Annotated in this window: 17 protein-coding genes; all 17 read left to right on the plus strand. The window is 29.5% G+C overall.

The window, feature by feature from the left end:
• Positions 1-70: 70 nt before the first annotated feature.
• The 17 genes from ispE (at position 71) to JWF52_RS05465 (ending at position 16,459) form a co-directional block, all read left to right on the plus strand.
• A complete protein-coding gene (gene ispE, locus JWF52_RS05385; protein ID WP_208332319.1) occupies positions 71-952 on the plus strand; it encodes a 4-(cytidine 5'-diphospho)-2-C-methyl-D-erythritol kinase in 882 nt (293 codons plus the stop codon).
• Positions 945-1,625, plus strand: a complete 681-nt coding sequence (locus JWF52_RS05390; RefSeq protein WP_208332320.1) for a GntR family transcriptional regulator — start codon at positions 945-947, stop codon at positions 1,623-1,625. Before ispE ends, JWF52_RS05390 begins: the two co-directional genes overlap by 8 nt.
• A gap of 163 nt (positions 1,626-1,788) precedes the next feature.
• Positions 1,789-2,439, plus strand: a complete 651-nt coding sequence (spoIIR, locus tag JWF52_RS05395) for a stage II sporulation protein R (RefSeq protein ID WP_208332321.1) — start codon at positions 1,789-1,791, stop codon at positions 2,437-2,439.
• A gap of 34 nt (positions 2,440-2,473) precedes the next feature.
• On the plus strand, positions 2,474-2,989 hold the full coding sequence (locus tag JWF52_RS05400; protein WP_208332322.1) for a cell wall hydrolase: 516 nt from the start codon (positions 2,474-2,476) through the stop codon (positions 2,987-2,989).
• Between the two features lie 147 nt (positions 2,990-3,136).
• The gene (locus tag JWF52_RS05405) at positions 3,137-4,204 is read left to right on the plus strand and encodes a D-alanine--D-alanine ligase (RefSeq protein ID WP_208332323.1); all 1,068 of its coding nucleotides are present in this window, start codon (positions 3,137-3,139) and stop codon (positions 4,202-4,204) included.
• 14 nt (positions 4,205-4,218) lie between these two features.
• Entirely contained in the window at positions 4,219-5,025 is an 807-nt protein-coding gene (murI, locus tag JWF52_RS05410; protein WP_208332324.1) for a glutamate racemase, read from the plus strand.
• A 65-nt stretch (positions 5,026-5,090) separates the two neighbouring features.
• Complete coding sequence (locus JWF52_RS05415) at positions 5,091-5,507, plus strand: YwiB family protein (RefSeq protein WP_208332325.1); 417 nt, start codon at positions 5,091-5,093, stop codon at positions 5,505-5,507.
• A 206-nt stretch (positions 5,508-5,713) separates the two neighbouring features.
• Positions 5,714-7,099: a tRNA lysidine(34) synthetase TilS gene (gene tilS, locus JWF52_RS05420; RefSeq protein ID WP_208332326.1), complete on the plus strand. Its 1,386-nt coding sequence runs from the start codon at positions 5,714-5,716 to the stop codon at positions 7,097-7,099.
• Positions 7,100-7,113: 14 nt separating this feature from the next.
• Positions 7,114-9,093 carry an ATP-dependent zinc metalloprotease FtsH gene (gene ftsH, locus JWF52_RS05425; protein WP_353654878.1) on the plus strand — a complete coding sequence of 660 codons (1,980 nt, stop codon included), beginning with the start codon at positions 7,114-7,116 and terminating at the stop codon, positions 9,091-9,093.
• Positions 9,094-9,214: 121 nt separating this feature from the next.
• On the plus strand, positions 9,215-10,192 hold the full coding sequence (locus tag JWF52_RS05430) for a biotin--[acetyl-CoA-carboxylase] ligase (protein ID WP_208332328.1): 978 nt from the start codon (positions 9,215-9,217) through the stop codon (positions 10,190-10,192).
• Complete coding sequence (locus JWF52_RS05435) at positions 10,185-11,144, plus strand: P1 family peptidase (protein ID WP_208332329.1); 960 nt, start codon at positions 10,185-10,187, stop codon at positions 11,142-11,144. Before JWF52_RS05430 ends, JWF52_RS05435 begins: the two co-directional genes overlap by 8 nt.
• A gap of 147 nt (positions 11,145-11,291) precedes the next feature.
• Complete coding sequence (locus JWF52_RS05440) at positions 11,292-11,942, plus strand: ECF transporter S component (RefSeq protein ID WP_208332330.1); 651 nt, start codon at positions 11,292-11,294, stop codon at positions 11,940-11,942.
• 15 nt (positions 11,943-11,957) lie between these two features.
• Positions 11,958-12,728 carry a type III pantothenate kinase gene (locus JWF52_RS05445; RefSeq protein WP_208332331.1) on the plus strand — a complete coding sequence of 257 codons (771 nt, stop codon included), beginning with the start codon at positions 11,958-11,960 and terminating at the stop codon, positions 12,726-12,728.
• A 102-nt stretch (positions 12,729-12,830) separates the two neighbouring features.
• Entirely contained in the window at positions 12,831-13,805 is a 975-nt protein-coding gene (dusB, locus tag JWF52_RS05450; RefSeq protein WP_208332332.1) for a tRNA dihydrouridine synthase DusB, read from the plus strand.
• 102 nt (positions 13,806-13,907) lie between these two features.
• On the plus strand, positions 13,908-14,387 hold the full coding sequence (greA, locus tag JWF52_RS05455; protein WP_208332333.1) for a transcription elongation factor GreA: 480 nt from the start codon (positions 13,908-13,910) through the stop codon (positions 14,385-14,387).
• Positions 14,388-14,403: 16 nt separating this feature from the next.
• Positions 14,404-15,909, plus strand: coding sequence for a lysine--tRNA ligase (gene lysS / locus JWF52_RS05460; protein ID WP_208332334.1), 1,506 nt, complete (start codon positions 14,404-14,406; stop codon positions 15,907-15,909).
• A gap of 364 nt (positions 15,910-16,273) precedes the next feature.
• Positions 16,274-16,459, plus strand: coding sequence for a hypothetical protein (locus tag JWF52_RS05465; RefSeq protein ID WP_208332335.1), 186 nt, complete (start codon positions 16,274-16,276; stop codon positions 16,457-16,459).
• Positions 16,460-16,622 lie beyond the last annotated feature (163 nt).

Raw genomic sequence — 16,622 nt, forward strand, 5'->3', positions numbered from 1 at the left:
ATTATCTTATTTTTTGTAGTATAATGTTAGTAGTTATGCATGCATTATATTATGTATCAAGGAGGCTAAAATGAATTCTATAGAATTAAAAAGTAGAGCTAAAATAAATTTATCAATAGATGTATTGGGGAAAAGAGAAGATGGATATCATTTAGTCGAAATGATAATGCAGACGATCGATTTGTATGACATCATAAAAATAAAAGAGTTATGTACGGACGATATAATCATAAAAAGTAATAGTAAAGATGTGCCCTTAGATAACAACAATATAGTTTACAAAGCTATTAAATTATTACAAGATAAATTTAATATAAATAAAGGAATAGAAATATTTATACAAAAAAATATACCTATAGCAGCTGGAATGGCTGGAGGTAGCTCAAACGCAGCAGCAGTTTTAGTAGGTCTTAATAAAATCTGGAATTTAAATCTAGAAGAAAATGATTTACAAGAAATCGGATTTTCATTAGGTGCAGATGTGCCATATTGTATATCTGGAAGAGCAGCTTTAGCTTATGGAGTAGGTGAAAAGCTTACATATATCAAAGGGCTACCGCATAATGTTAGTATACTGGTGTGTAAACCTAATTTATTTGTATCTACTAAAGAAGTTTATGAAGGTTTAGACCTAAATAATATTCAAGATAGGCCGAATAATAAGAACCTGATAAATTATTTAGAAAAAGAAGATATAGAATCTGTAGCAAAACATATGGTAAATGTGCTTGAAAGTGTAACTTGTAAACGCCACAAAGAAATAGAGGAAATAGAAAAAATAATGATGGATAATAATGCATTAGGATCTATGATGAGTGGTAGTGGACCAACGGTTTTTGGATTATTTAAAAGCGAAGAAGAAGCTTTAAAGGGTAAAGAGATATTACTTGAAAAATATGAACAAGTATATGTTGTTAATAGTAGTGAAAAAGGAGTTGAGATTAATGGATAATTTAAACAAATTGAATTTAGATGAATATAAACCGTTAAGAGACGTAGTTTTTGAAAACTTAAGGGAAGCTATATTAGAGGGGAAATTAAAGCCAGGTCAAAGACTTATGGAAGTTCAATTAGCGGAACAATTAGGAGTAAGTAGAACTCCAGTAAGAGAAGCTATAAGAAAGTTAGAATTAGAGGGATTAGTTGTTATGCTTCCTAGAAAAGGAGCATATGTAGCTAATATGTCTTTAAAAGATATAATTGATGTATTAGAAATAAGAGCTAGTCTAGAAGGTTTAGCAGCATCTTTAGCAGCTGAAAGAATAAATCCAGACGATATAAAAAAGCTTGAAATAATAGTTAAAGAATTTGAAGAGCTTACTATCGCCTCAGATGTAGATACATTGCTTAAAAAGGATGTTGAATTCCATGAATGTATATTTAAAGCAACGAATAATAAAAAGTTACATCAATTAATAAATTCTTTATGGGAACAAGTATACAGGTTTAGGGTTACATATATATCGGATTATGACTCATCTCTTAGTATAGTAAACGAACATAAACTTATATTAGAGGCTATAAAAAAGGGAGATAATGAACTTGCTAAGAAGCATGCTAGAGAACATATAGAAAAAGCAGAACAATTTATGATTGAAAGAGCTATGAACAATAAAGATATTTAATAAAAGATTATATAATGGTAGAGCACCGATTTTGATAAAGATAGAAGGCTTTCACACAAATAGCTAAAGATTAGTATAAGTGTGAGTGGTTCTATCTTTTTTGTATAAAAAAATGAATATTGGACATACTCAAAATAGAAATATTTTGAGGGGGATATATTTAATGAAAAAGGTAAAAATAAGATTAACTATATTAATTTTAAGTTTAATATGTGTAATAGGAGTTATGACTATTACAATAAGTGGGGAAGTAAAAAAGATAGATAATATTTCTGTAAATTATAAAGAAAAATTAATAAGATTTCATGTTCTAGCAAATAGTGATTCTGATAAAGATCAAGAATTAAAGCTAAAAGTAAGAGATGCAATTATACAATACTTACAACCGAAGCTAATTAAATCAAGCAGTATAAAAGAAAGCGAAAAAATTATAAAAAATGAATATAGACAGTTAGAAAAAATAAGTAAGAATATTATTAATGAAAATGGTTATAGCTATGATGTAAAGGTAGGAATAGAGTACACTAATTTCCCAACTAAGCAATACTCAAATATTGTACTTCCAGCGGGTGAATATAAAGCATTAAGAATAATTATTGGAGACGGTCAAGGTAGGAATTGGTGGTGTGTAATGTTTCCTCCATTATGTTTTGTAGATGATAAAAGTGGAGTAATAGATAAAGAAACAGATAAAAGATTAAAAGAAGTTTTAACTAAAGAAGAATATGAACTGATAACTCAAAAGGATAAAGCTCAAACAAGTAGAGTACAAGTTAAATTTAAAATAGTTGAAATACTAGATAAATTATTCTAAAAAATTGACAAATCAAAAAGGAGTGACATTAACTATGGATAGGTGCTATAAACTAATAGTATCTTTATTAGTTTCAATTTATGTATTTATTCCTACACAGCAAGTACTAGCAGAGGGAATGAAAATACAAGATAGTGAGAAACCATTAACTATAAAAAGTAATACGGTTGAAAAAAGAAAAGAAGTGATAAGTATAACTAATGAGGAATTATTATTATTATCTAAATTAATTACAGGAGAAGCTAGAGGCGAAAGTTATGAAGGACAAGTAGCGGTAGCTGCAGTAGTTATAAATAGAGTAAAAGATTCAAGATTCCCAAATAGCATAAAAGATGTTATATACCAAAAAAATGCATTCTCGGTAGTAAATGATGGTTCAATAAACATGCAGCCAACAGAAAGTGCATATAAAGCAGCTAGAGAAGCTTTATATGGTTTAGATCCAACTAATCAAGCCATATACTTTTGGAATCCAGAGATAGCTACATGTAAATGGATAAGAACTTTAGATCCATATATGAGAATAGGAAACCATGTTTTTGCGAAATAGTTAAATAAAATACTTAAAATTTAGATAAAGAAGCTTTTGCTTCTTTATTTTTTTTGTTAAAATAAACTATAATAATCATTTAGAGGATAAAAGACATATAATATTTTGATAATGATAAAATTATACACCAGGAGGGTGAGTACAATTATGAATAAACTTAACATAGCATTAATATTTGGTGGTAAGTCAGGAGAACACGAAGTTTCTCTATTATCATCAGCTTCAATATATAAACACATTGACAAAGAAAAGTATAACGTTTTAACTATAGGAATAACTAAAGATGGAAAATGGATGTATTACGAAGGTAATGAAGAAAATATAAAAAATGGAGAATGGGTTAATTTAGCTAATAAAAATGTAGAAATTAACTTAGTTCCATCAGGAAACAAAGAAGTAGGAATATTATTTGAAGATGGTCGTGTAGAAAAAATAGACGTATTATTCCCTGTTTTACATGGTCCATATGGAGAAGATGGAACTATTCAAGGATTATTTGAAATAAGCCAAATACCATATGTAGGATGTGGAGTTTTAGCTTCAAGTGTAGGTATGGATAAGCTTATATGTAAAAAGGTATTTACTGAAATAGGATTACCTCAAGTTAATTATACAGACACTAATAAATGGTCATTCAACAAAGATAAAGAAGGTCAATTAGATAAAATAGAAGAAAAATTAAATTACCCAGTATTTGTTAAACCAGCAAACTTAGGATCTAGCGTAGGAATATCAAAAGCTAACAATAGAGAAGAACTTTTAGAAGGAATAAATGAAGCGCTACAATATGACTCTAGAATTGTTTTAGAACAAGGAATAAATGCTAGAGAAATAGAAGTAGCAGTCCTTGGAAATGATCAAGTTGAAGCATCTATAGCAGGTGAAATAAAGCCAGCTAAAGATTTCTATGACTATGAAGATAAGTATATAAATGGAACATCTACTTATGAAATACCAGCTAGTATAAGTAAAGAGGATATGGAAAGTATAAGAAAGATGGCTGTAGAAGCATTTAAATCAATAGATGGAAAAGGACTTTCTAGAGTTGATTTCTTTATAGATAAAAACTCAGGTGAAATATTTATAAATGAAATAAATACTTTACCAGGGTTTACTAATATAAGTATGTATCCTAAAATGTGGGAAGCGACAGGGTTAGAATATCAAAATCTTATAGACGAGCTTATTAAATTAGCTATAGATTCAAAAAAGTAAAGAGGGTGCGACTTATGAGTAATAGACCAATAGGTGTATTTGATTCTGGATTAGGCGGATTAACCGTTTTAAAGGAAATAATGAAAATATTACCTAATGAAGATATAGTATACTTTGGAGATACGGCTAGGGTTCCTTATGGCTCAAGGTCAAAGGATACAATTATAAAGTATACTTTTCAAGCAATAAACTTTTTACTTTCTAAAAATGTAAAGGCAATAGTTATAGCATGTAATACTGCTACAGCTAGAGCTTTAAAAGAAGCTAATGAAAAGTATGATATACCTATAATAGGAGTTATAGAGGCAGGAGCTAGAACAGCAGCATATTCTACAAAAAATAAAGTTGTTGGTGTAATAGGAACTGAAGGAACTATAACTTCTAAGGCATATAATTTAGAAATCGGAAAAATAGATAAAGATATAAAAATAATAGATAGAGCATGTTCTTTATTTGTACCTATAGTTGAAGAGGGATGGTCAAATACTGATATAGCATCTTTAACAGCTAAGAGATATTTAGATGATTTAATCAAGCAAGATATAGACTCTTTAGTATTAGGGTGTACTCATTACCCAATACTTAAAAGAACTATAGGTGAAGTTGTTGGGGAAAAAATAAAATTAGTTAATCCTGCTAAAGAAACAGCTATAGATTTAAAGGGAATTTTAGAAAAGCAAGGTTTAATGAACGAAACTAAATCAAAAGCTTTATATGAATACTATGTTTCTGATATACCTGAAAAGTTTGCTAATATAGCAGGCGAATTCTTGAAAAAAGAAATCGAAAATATAAAAAATGTAGAGATACAAAAATACTAATACTGTTGATATAAACTTTAGGCCTTATAAGTCTAAAGTTTATACTTGTTTAGGAGGAAATTAATATGAATGCAAAATTGAGCATAATTACGAAACAATATGATGAAAAAGGATATGTAGATACTATAAAAGTAAATGCAAATGCTGATGTATATAATAAAAATAATTACACATTTGTTGTATATAAAGAAGAGGAAGAGGGTATAAAGGTTACAACTACTATAAAGATATCTGAAGATGAAGTTAGCATAAAAAAATTTGGAAATACTAACTCTGTAATGATTTTAAAAAAGGAAAATAATCATATATCAAGATATAGAACTCCACAAGGATTATTTATAATAGAGACAAATACTAAAAAGCTAAATATAGATAAATCTAGGGAAAATTGTATAAAGATAAATGTAGAATATGATATTAAAATAATGGATTTATTCCAAGGAAGAAATGTTATAGAAATAATAGTAGAAACCAAGAAATAAAGTATATTTATAAGAAAGATGAATAAATGTTTAATAATATAAATTAAAATAAAGCTATTTAAAACACTACCTTTTATTTAGTTTATTTGGTATTATAATAATAATATTAAAGTTTATATCTTTTGGAAAAAGATACAAGGGTTTATAGTTTTTTTATAGAAACTATACATAAAAGTTAATAAAAACTAAGTGTAAGAGGTATAAATATGATTTTTGAAAAGGTACAGAGTACTATAAATAAATATAATTTGATAGAAGAAGGAGATAAAATTGTATTAGGTCTTTCAGGAGGACCGGATTCAGTTTGTTTATTGCACATACTTAAAAGATTAAAAGAACAGATGGATATAGAAGTATATGCAGCACACTTAAATCATCAAATAAGAGGAATAGAAGCGCAAAAGGATGCTTTATATATATCACGAATATGTGAAGAAATGGGAATTACATTTTTTGTAAAATCCATCAATGTACCTGAGTATTGTGATAAGCATGGGTTATCTGTAGAAGAAGGAGCTAGAAAGCTTAGATACGAAATGTTTGAAGAAATTAAAAAAAAGACACATTCTAATAAAATAGCTATAGGTCATAACCAAAATGACCAAGCAGAAACTATACTAATGCGTATCATGAGAGGAACAGGACTTCAAGGTTTAAGAGGAATAGAATATATTAGAGAAAATGGTATAATTAGACCTATACTAGATATAGATAGAATTGATATAGAGAAATATTGCGAACAACATAATTTAAATCCTAGAATAGATCAGACAAACTTAGAGAGTATATATACTAGAAATAAAATTAGATTAGAATTAATACCTTATATGAAGGATAATTTTAATCCAAATGTAATAGAATCTATAGTAAGGATGAGCAGTAGCCTAAGAAATGATAGCGATTACATTGACAATGAGGCTAAGGCTAAATTTAAAGAAGTTTGCAAGATTAGCCAAGATTCTGTAGAAATAAACTTACAACAGTATGTTAATTTACACAATGCCATAAAAACAAGAATCTTAAGAAACGCTATAAAACAAATATTAGGAGACACTAATTTTGTAGACCAAAAACATATAGAAGATGTTATGGAGTTAGAAAACGAAAATAAAGTTGATAAAAAAATTACTCTTCCAAGAGGAATGTTTGCATATAGAAGAAAAAATATCATAATATTAACTACAAAAGAAATTGTTAATGAAGAAATAGAATTTTGTTATAATATACCTAGTAACGGATTTATTAAATTAAAAGAGCTAAACCTAATTATGGAAACCCAAACAATGAGTATAGATAGATATAGAAGTATAAAAATAGATAAGACATCTAAAGGGTTTGATTTTAATAAGATAAAAGGAGGTATAATTGTAAGAAATAGAAAGCAAGGAGATAAAATAAAACTTGCTGTAGGAAGCAAAAAAGTTAAAGAACTATTCATAGATCTAAAAATCCCAAGAGAAGATAGATGCAAAATTCCTATAATTACTGATGAACAGGGAATAATGTGTGTAGGGGATAATAGAATCAGTGAAAACTATAAAATTGATTCAAATACAAAAGAAGTCTTAAAGGTTAGCTTTAAGAAACTATAGAATAAAAACAACGTATGAAAGGAGGGCTTCTTTTGAATAAACTTTTCAAGGGAATAGGTTTCTACTTACTAATATTAATAATAATAGTAGGAATAGTGCAGTTTTCAGGTAAGCCAGCAGAAAAAGTACAAAATCTAGAATTTTCTAAAGTATATCAAGAATTAACTGATGGAAATATATCAAGATTACACTTTATAAGCGATACAGCTGTAGAAGGAACAATAAAAGATAAAAATACTAAATTTAGAGCATATGTGCCACAAGAGGTAATGGGAGATAAACTTGCTGATGAGGTACTAGCCCAATCTAAAGAAGGCAAATTAATATTTAGTGGAGAGGCAAAACCATCTGCACCTTGGTTTGTAGAAATGCTACCAACATTATTATTAATATTCTTTATGTTAATATTATGGTTTGTATTTATGAATCAGTCTCAAGGTGGAGGCGGAAAAGTTATGAACTTTGGTAAATCTAAAGCTAAAGTACATAAAGATGATGAAAAAACAAGGGTTACATTTAAAGATGTGGCAGGACTTAATGAAGAAAAAGAAGATTTACAAGAAGTTGTTGATTTCTTAAAAAATCCTAAAAAGTATATTGATTTAGGTGCAAGAATACCAAAAGGTATACTTATGGTAGGTCCTCCTGGTACTGGTAAAACTTATTTATCAAGAGCAGTTGCAGGAGAAGCAGGAGTGCCATTCTTTAGCATAAGTGGATCTGATTTCGTTGAAATGTTTGTTGGGGTTGGTGCTTCTAGAGTAAGGGACTTATTCGAACAAGCAAAGAAAAACGCACCAGCTATAATATTCATAGATGAAATAGACGCAGTTGGTAGAAAAAGAGGGGCTGGTCTTGGCGGAGGTCATGACGAAAGAGAGCAGACTCTTAACCAATTACTAGTTGAGATGGATGGATTTGGAATAAATCCAGGGATAATAATAATGGCTGCTACAAATAGACCTGATATACTTGATCCAGCATTACTTAGACCAGGTAGATTTGATAGAGAAGTTGTTGTTGGAGCTCCGGACGTTAAAGGTAGAGAAGCTATCTTTAAAGTTCATTCTAAAAATAAACCTTTAGCAGATGATGTTAAACCATCTGTTTTAGCAAGAAGAACACCAGGATTTACTCCTGCTGATATAGAAAACATAATGAATGAGGCTGCAATACTTACAGCTAGAAGAAGAGAAAAGAAAATTCATATGGGAACTATAGAAGAAGCTATAACAAAGGTTATGGTTGGGGTAGCTAAAAAATCTAGAGTTGTAAGTCCTGAGGATAGAAAACTTACAGCTTACCATGAAGCAGGTCATGCGATTTGTATGCATGTACTTCCTCACATAAGTTCTCTACATCAAGTTACAATAATACCAAGAGGTAGAGCTGGTGGATTTACAGAGCCACTTCCAAAAGAAGATCAGATGTATGGAACTAAGAAAGAAATGAAAGAAACTATTATAATGGCACTTGGAGGTAGAGTTGCTGAAGAATTAGTTTTAGATGATATATCAACAGGAGCATCTAATGACTTAGAAAGAGTTACTCAAACTGCAAGAGCTATGGTTACTAAATACGGAATGAGTACAAAGCTTGGACCGATGGTATTTGGAGATAGTCAAAATGAAGTTTTCTTAGGGAATAGTTTTGGTTCTGAGAGAAATTACTCTGAAGAAGTTGCATTTGAAATAGATAAGGAAATAAGAAACATAGTAGATATTGCGTATAAAGAGTGTAAGAGAATTCTAGAAGAAAATATGGATAGATTAGATTATGTAGCTCAAGCTTTACTAGTGTATGAGACTTTAGATTCAGAACAATTCGTTAAAGCATTTGATAAAGAATTACCTTTAGAGATACCTGAAACAGGTGATGATTCACTTGCAGTAACATTAGAAAAACAAGAAAAAGAAGAATCTGATGTAAATTTAGTCAAACTAGATAAGGTAAAAGATAATAAAGATTTAGATGATAACTCAGATAATAAATAGATTAATTTAATAGGACCTATATAGGTCCTATTTTCTTTTTTATAAAAATATTTATATATAAGTGTGATTCAAGGTATAATTAATTATTAGAAAGAAAAATTACATTAGGATGAGGTGTAATATGAAAAATAAAATAATAGAAATTATATTAAATAAAGGAAATGAATTTATATCAGGTGAAGAATTATCTAAACAATTAGGGATTTCTCGAGCTGGTATATGGAAACACATAAAAACTTTAAAAGAAGAAGGATACAATATTGAATCAGTTAACAAAAAGGGATATAGGTTAGCTGAAAAGCCTTTAGACTTACTTACACATCAAAATATATGTCATGATTTAAATACAGACTTTATAGGAAATAATATAATACATTTTCAAACTATAGATTCAACTAATGATTATGCTAAAAAAATAGCTAGTGAAAAAGAAGATGGAACAGTAATAATTAGTGAAGAGCAAACAAAGGGAAAAGGTAGATTAGGTAGACAGTGGTATTCTAAATCTCATGAAGGCATATGGATGAGTATAGTACTAAAACCAAATATTATGCCTTATAAAGCGCCATTTATAACTTTAATAGCAGGTGCGTCAATAGTTAAAGCTTTAAATGATCTTGAAGTAAAGACATTAATAAAATGGCCTAATGATATAATACTAAATGGCAAGAAGATATCAGGAATACTTACAGAATTATCAGCTGAAATTGAAAGAGTTAATCATATTGTGTTGGGAATGGGTATAAATGTGAAAACTATGGAGTTTTCCCAGGAAATATGTGATATAGCGACTTCTTTATATAAAGAAGGCTACAAAGTTTCAAGAGTGGATATAGTTAGAAATATATTAAATGAATTTGAAAAATTATACATAGACTATGTAAATAATAACTCTAAAGAAGAGACGTTAAATATATGTAGACAGTACTCTGCAATTACAGGAAAAGATATATATATACTAAATGGTGATAATAAAGAACAAGTTAAGTGTTTAGATATAAATGAAGATGGAAATTTAATTGTAGAAAAACAAGATAAAACTACAAGAGAAATTATGTCTGGCGAGGTTTCTATAAGGGGGATTAAAGGATATGTATAACAATATATTAGATGTAAAAGGATTGAAAGTTGGACAAGTAGAAGACGTAGATGGTTTAACAGGATGTACAGTAGTTATATGTGAAAAAGGAGCAACTTGTGGAGTAGATGTTAGAGGTGGTGGACCAGGGACAAGGGAAACGGATTTATTAGATCCTGTAAATATGATACAAAAAGTTCATGCAGTTGTGTTAACAGGAGGATCTGCATTTGGACTTGAAAGTACATGTGGAGTAAGTAAATTTTTAGAAGAACAAAATATAGGTTTTGATGTTGGTGTAGCAAAAGTACCAATAGTAACAGGTGCTGTATTATTTGATTTAGCAGTAGGAAACCCTAAATGTAGACCTGATTTAGATATGGGTTATAAAGCTTGTCAAGTTGCAAGTGAAACAAAATTAAATCAAGGTAACTATGGTGCAGGTTGTGGAGCTACTGTAGGTAAGATAAAAGGGACTAGTTTTGCTATGAAGGGTGGAATGGGAAGTTATTCTATAAAATTAGATAATGGACTTGTAGTGTCTGCTTTAATAGCTGTAAATGCCTTTGGAGATGTATATGAAGATGGTAAAGTTATAGCAGGAGTATTAAGTGAAGATAAAACAAAAATTTTAAATAGCTATGAACTTATGAAAAATGGAATCAATAAAGGTGGATTTAGTATCGACAATACAACTATAGGTATAGTAGCCACTAATGCTAAATTAGATAAATCTGGGTGTAAGAAAGTTTCTCAGATGGCACACAATGGATATGCTAAATCTATTTTTCCGATACATACTCCTCATGATGGGGATACTATATTTACAATAGCAACGGGAGAGATTGAAACAGATATAACTCTATTAGGTTCTTTAGCTACCGAAGTTGTCCAAAAAAGCGTTATCAATGCAATAAAGAATGCAAATAGCGTAAATAATATATTATCATATAAAGATATGCATCAAAAATAAGCATTATTGACAATGTTAATACCTACTGATAAAATTATTTTGTTATAGCTGGCATCTAAATAATTAGAGTCAGACTATACAAGTAAAAAAAATAAATAATTTTAGAAGTCCGGCATCTTTTATGAGCTGGAACGGAGGTGTGCTTTTATGAATACTACTAAGCAAAGTAGAGAAGTAAAAAAACTTGATGTGAGGAAGATGACGGTTATAGGCATGTTATCAGCTATATCTATAATTATGTCTATGACTCCTATAGGTTATGTACCTATAAATCCGGTGGTGAGTTTAACAATAATGCATATACCGGTTATAATAGGGGCCATAGTAGAAGGTCCACTAGCAGGTGCTTTCATAGGATTTATATTTGGGGCAACAAGTTTAATGAGGGCGATTACAGGTCCAACTGTTACAAACTTTATATTTATGAATCCGTTAGTATCTATATTACCGAGAATGTTAATAGGGGTAGCATCATACTATACTTATGTTTTTATAAGTAAAAGATTCAATAAACTATTAGAATTAAAAGTAAAAGGTAATAAACTAAAAACTATACCAGCAGCTATAACTGGAGTTGTTGGAACTCTTGTTAATACTGGTGGAGTTTTAGGTATGACATATATATTATACGCACAAAGATTTGCAGAGGCATTTATATCTAAGAATCCTAATGCTAATGTATATAGCCCTGCTTATATAATATTTGGGATAGTAGGAGCTAATGCATTAGCAGAAGCGATATTAGCGGCAATTATAGTGGGATCAGTTGTCACTGTACTTAAGACAGTTAAAAGATAGAAAGAAGGTAAATTTATGCTTTTAGTATTTGACGTTGGAAATACCAATATGGTTTTAGGTATATATAAGAATAAGGAATTAATCAAACATTGGAGAATAAACACAGATAAAGAAAAAACATCAGATGAGTACGGTATGCTCATTAGAAATTTATTCCAATATGAAAATATGGATATGAATGATATAAAAGATGTTATAATATCATCTGTAGTGCCAAATGTTATGCATTCACTTGAAAATTTTTGTATAAAATATTGTAAAAAACAACCTATGGTTGTCGGGCCTGGTATAAAAACAGGTTTAAATATAAAATATGACAATCCTAAACAAGTAGGAGCAGATAGAATAGTTAATGCAGTGGCAGGAATTGAAAAATATGGATACCCATTAATAATAGTTGATTTTGGAACAGGAACTACTTTCTGTGCTATATCTGATAAAGGTGAATACTTAGGAGGAACTATTGCTCCAGGTATTAAAATTTCAAGTGAAGCATTATTCCAAAGAGCATCAAAACTTCCTAGAGTTGAATTAGTAAAGCCAGGTAGTACCATATGTAAAAATACAGTATCTGCTATGCAGTCTGGTATAATATATGGATACGTAGGCTTAGTCGAGAAAATAATAGAAATGATGAAAAAAGAACTAAGTCAAGGGGAAGTCAAGGTAATAGCTACAGGTGGATTAGCAAATTTAATAGCATCTGAGACTGAAAGTATAGATAGCGTAGATAGATTTTTAACTTTAGAAGGTTTAAGAATTATATACGATAAAAATAAAGAATAGTAGCAAGGAATTGGGTTATAAACCCAGTTCCTTTTTTGTGATAATGGGTAAACTTTTGGATATATATAATATAAAATAGCAATTTAAAGAAGGAGACTAAAAATGAAAATAGGTAATGTCGAATTAAAAAATAAAGTTTTTTTATCACCTATGGCAGGTGTTACAGATCTTCCTTTTAGATTAATATGTAAAGAACAAAACTGCGGAATGCTTTATACAGAGATGATAAATGCAAAAGCGTTGTGCTATGATGATGAAAATACTAAGAAGATGTTAAAAATAGAAGAGGAAGAACACCCAGTGGCTGTTCAAATATTTGGTTCAGATCCAGAATATATGGGAAGAGCATCGAGGATTATGAATGAATATCCGAATGAAATATTGGATATAAATATGGGGTGCCCAGCACCTAAGGTTGTAAAAAATGGAGATGGATCTGCTCTTATGAAAAATCCTAAGCTAGTGGCAGAAGTTTTAACGGCAGTAGTAAAAAACTCTGAAAAACCTGTGACATTAAAAATAAGAAAAGGTTGGGATGATAATACTGTAAATGCAGTAGAAATTGCAAAAATAGCGGAGGAATGTGGAATAAGTGCATTAGCTATACATGGAAGAACAAGAGAACAATATTATTCAGGGAAAGCTGATTGGGATATAATAGCTGAAATAAAACAAAATATAAACATACCGGTTATAGGAAATGGTGACGTATTTACAGTAGAAGATTCAATAAATATGTTAGAAAAAACCAATTGTGATGCTATAATGATAGGTAGAGGTGCTCAAGGTAATCCATGGATATTCAAAAGAATAAACCATTACATGCAAACAGGGGAAATTTTACCTGAACCGACTGTTGAAGAAAAAATAAACACGGCCATTAAACATTTAGGTTTAGCAGTTGAAGAACATGGAGAATATGTAGCAGTAAGGGAAATGAGAAAACATGTTGCGTGGTATTTAAAAGGGCTTAGAAATTCAGCAAGAGTAAGAGATGAAATCAATAAGATAGAAAGCTATGAAGAAGTAGTATCTAAGCTTAATGGATACATGCAGGACTGCTTGACATTAGAATAATAGTGACTTATAATATAGCGCATAAATTAAAACTAAGAATATAAATTTAAAAAATAAATTTGGGAGAAATCCCAAGTACATAAAGAAGGAGTTGTAGGGGTCATGGAAGATAAGAAAGAAATATTGTTAACTCAAGAAGGATACCAGAAGTTAGAAGATGAAGTAGAGTTTTTAAAGACTGTAAGAAGAAGAGAAGTTGCTGATAGAATAAAGGTAGCTATATCTTTTGGAGATATATCAGAAAATGCTGAGTATGATGAAGCTAAAAATGAGCAAGCTCAAATGGAAGAAAGAATAATAAAGTTAGAAAATATGATAAGAAAGGCTGTTATCATAGATGAAAGTAAAATAGACGTTAATGTTGTAACTATAGGATCTATAGTTAAAGTTAATGATGTAGAATTTGATGAAGAAGTTGAATATGTTATAGTAGGTTCAGCGGAGGCAGATCCATATGATGGAAAAATATCTAATGAATCTCCAGTAGGAAAAGCTCTTTTAGGAAGAACTATAGGAGATGTTGTAGAAGTTCAAGTTCCAGATGGTGTTGCTAAATTCGAGATACTAGAAATAAGAAGATAATTCGGGAGGGAAACAAATGAATAATGATCAAATACAAGAAGATCTTAGTGAAGTTCTTCAAGTAAGAAGAGACAAATTAGCTAAATTACAAGAAATGGGAAGAGATCCATTCCATCAAAGTAGATATGATAGAACTAGTGATTCTATGGAAATAAAAAATGACTTTGAAAACTTTGAAGGGAAAGTTGTTAAAATAGCTGGTCGTATAATGAGTAAAAGAATCCAAGGTAAAGCTGGATTTATAGATGTTCAAGACCATGAAGGAAGAATTCAATGTTATGTTAGATTAGATAGAATAGGGGAAGAAGAGTACTCTATATTCTCTACATATGACTTAGGAGATATAATAGGTGTTGAGGGTGAAGTATTCAAGACTAAAAAAGAAGAAATATCAATAAAAGCGAATGAAGTTATTTTATTATCTAAATCACTTCAAATACTGCCTGAAAAATATCATGGATTAAAAGACCAAGACTTAAGATATAGACAAAGATATGTTGACTTAATAGTTAACCCAGAAGTAAAAGAAGCTTTTGTAATAAGAACTAAAGCTATAAAAGCTTTAAGAAACTACTTAGATACTAGAGGATTCTTAGAAGTTGAAACTCCTATATTAAATACTATAGCTGGTGGAGCAAATGCTAGACCATTTATAACACACCATAATACATTAGATATACCAATGTACTTAAGAATAGCTAATGAGTTATACTTAAAGAGACTTATAGTTGGTGGATTTGATAAAGTATATGAAATGGGAAGAATGTTTAGAAATGAAGGTATGTCTATAAAGCATAACCCAGAATATACTGCTATAGAATTATATCAAGCATATGCAGATTATACAGATATGATGGAAATCACTGAAAATGTTATAGCTCATATGGCTGAAGCTGCAACAGGAAGTATGAAAATAAACTATCAAGGAACTGAAATAGACTTTACTCCTCCATGGAAGAGAATGACTATGGAAGATTGTGTTAAAGAATACACTGGTATAGATTTCTCTACTATAAATACAGATGAAGAAGCTTTGGCAGTTGCTAAAGAAAAAGGAATAGAAATAACTCCTGGAATGAGAAGAGGAGAAGTTATAAATACATTATTTGAAGAGTTTGGAGAAGATAAATTAATCCAACCTACATTTATAACTCATCATCCAGTTGAAGTATCTCCGTTAGCTAAAAGAAATGTTGAAGACCCAAGAAGAACTGATAGATTTGAAGCGTTTGCAAATAAATGGGAATTAGCTAATGCTTTCTCTGAATTAAATGACCCAATTGACCAAAAAGGAAGATTCATGGATCAAATGAGGAAGAAAGAATTAGGTGATGATGAAGCTTGTGATATGGATGAAGATTTCATAAATGCATTAGAAGTAGGATTACCTCCTACAGGTGGACTTGGAATAGGTATGGATAGAGTTATGATGTTATTAACTAACTCACCATCGATAAGAGACGTAATTTTATTCCCAACGATGAAGCCAATAGATAATAGCCAAAATAAAATAGAAGAGTAATCTTCATAATATAAAACTCTCTAGATTGAATTATTCTATCTAGAGGTTTTTTTGTATTGAGGATAAATAAAATACCAAGTAACAAGTAAATTGACTATTAGAATTTAATATATTAAATAATTAGTAATAAAAAATTATATTTTGGTATAATCTTTTTTTTATTTGGAAAAATATAAAGCGAAATTACTATTAAACTTACAGTAAATATTAAAAATTACTAAATAATTGTGCAGATTAAAAGTTTTTAATGATAAAAAATAACTTAAATAAATCTATTATGAAAATATATAGAGGAATTTTTGTAAAGGAAATGTGAATAAAAATAAAGAATACCTTATAAAATAAAATTTTGGAGGGTATTTAAATGTCTCAAATGATGAGTTGGTTATGTTTAATATGTGTAACTTTTTTAGTTTTCGATATTATGTTTTATTTTTGTAAAGATGCATTAAAAATTTGCCAAGGTGTAGATGTATCAAAGGTTAAAAAGGTTTCTAAAGTTAGAACTAGAGAAAGAGCTTATGGATATGAACATAAAATAGCAAAATAAAATTAAAATTTTTAAAAAAGGTCTTGACCATAAAAAACAAAGGTGGTATAGTATTACTTGTCCAAGAGATAAGGACGAAATAAAAATAAAAAATCAACAAAAAAGTCTTGAAATTAAAAAGTTTTTAAGATAGAATAGTTGAGTAAGAACTTTGAAAATTAAA

Origin of the sequence: Clostridium sp. CCUG 7971, from assembly GCF_017590215.1 — a bacterium.
Taxonomy (GTDB): Bacteria; Bacillota; Clostridia; order Peptostreptococcales; family Peptostreptococcaceae; genus Faecalimicrobium.

Bases quoted from the DNA above. Each gene is read 5' to 3' on its own strand.
- ispE (WP_208332319.1), top strand. From the start codon at position 71: ATGAATTCTATAGAATTAAAAAGTAGAGCTAAAATAAATTTATCAATA.
- JWF52_RS05390 (WP_208332320.1), top strand. From the start codon at position 945: ATGGATAATTTAAACAAATTGAATTTAGATGAATATAAACCGTTAAGA.
- spoIIR (WP_208332321.1), top strand. From the start codon at position 1,789: ATGAAAAAGGTAAAAATAAGATTAACTATATTAATTTTAAGTTTAATA.
- JWF52_RS05400 (WP_208332322.1), top strand. From the start codon at position 2,474: ATGGATAGGTGCTATAAACTAATAGTATCTTTATTAGTTTCAATTTAT.
- JWF52_RS05405 (WP_208332323.1), top strand. From the start codon at position 3,137: ATGAATAAACTTAACATAGCATTAATATTTGGTGGTAAGTCAGGAGAA.
- murI (WP_208332324.1), top strand. From the start codon at position 4,219: ATGAGTAATAGACCAATAGGTGTATTTGATTCTGGATTAGGCGGATTA.
- JWF52_RS05415 (WP_208332325.1), top strand. From the start codon at position 5,091: ATGAATGCAAAATTGAGCATAATTACGAAACAATATGATGAAAAAGGA.
- tilS (WP_208332326.1), top strand. From the start codon at position 5,714: ATGATTTTTGAAAAGGTACAGAGTACTATAAATAAATATAATTTGATA.
- ftsH (WP_353654878.1), top strand. From the start codon at position 7,114: ATGAAAGGAGGGCTTCTTTTGAATAAACTTTTCAAGGGAATAGGTTTC.
- JWF52_RS05430 (WP_208332328.1), top strand. From the start codon at position 9,215: ATGAAAAATAAAATAATAGAAATTATATTAAATAAAGGAAATGAATTT.
- JWF52_RS05435 (WP_208332329.1), top strand. From the start codon at position 10,185: ATGTATAACAATATATTAGATGTAAAAGGATTGAAAGTTGGACAAGTA.
- JWF52_RS05440 (WP_208332330.1), top strand. From the start codon at position 11,292: ATGAATACTACTAAGCAAAGTAGAGAAGTAAAAAAACTTGATGTGAGG.
- JWF52_RS05445 (WP_208332331.1), top strand. From the start codon at position 11,958: ATGCTTTTAGTATTTGACGTTGGAAATACCAATATGGTTTTAGGTATA.
- dusB (WP_208332332.1), top strand. From the start codon at position 12,831: ATGAAAATAGGTAATGTCGAATTAAAAAATAAAGTTTTTTTATCACCT.
- greA (WP_208332333.1), top strand. From the start codon at position 13,908: ATGGAAGATAAGAAAGAAATATTGTTAACTCAAGAAGGATACCAGAAG.
- lysS (WP_208332334.1), top strand. From the start codon at position 14,404: ATGAATAATGATCAAATACAAGAAGATCTTAGTGAAGTTCTTCAAGTA.
- JWF52_RS05465 (WP_208332335.1), top strand. From the start codon at position 16,274: ATGTCTCAAATGATGAGTTGGTTATGTTTAATATGTGTAACTTTTTTA.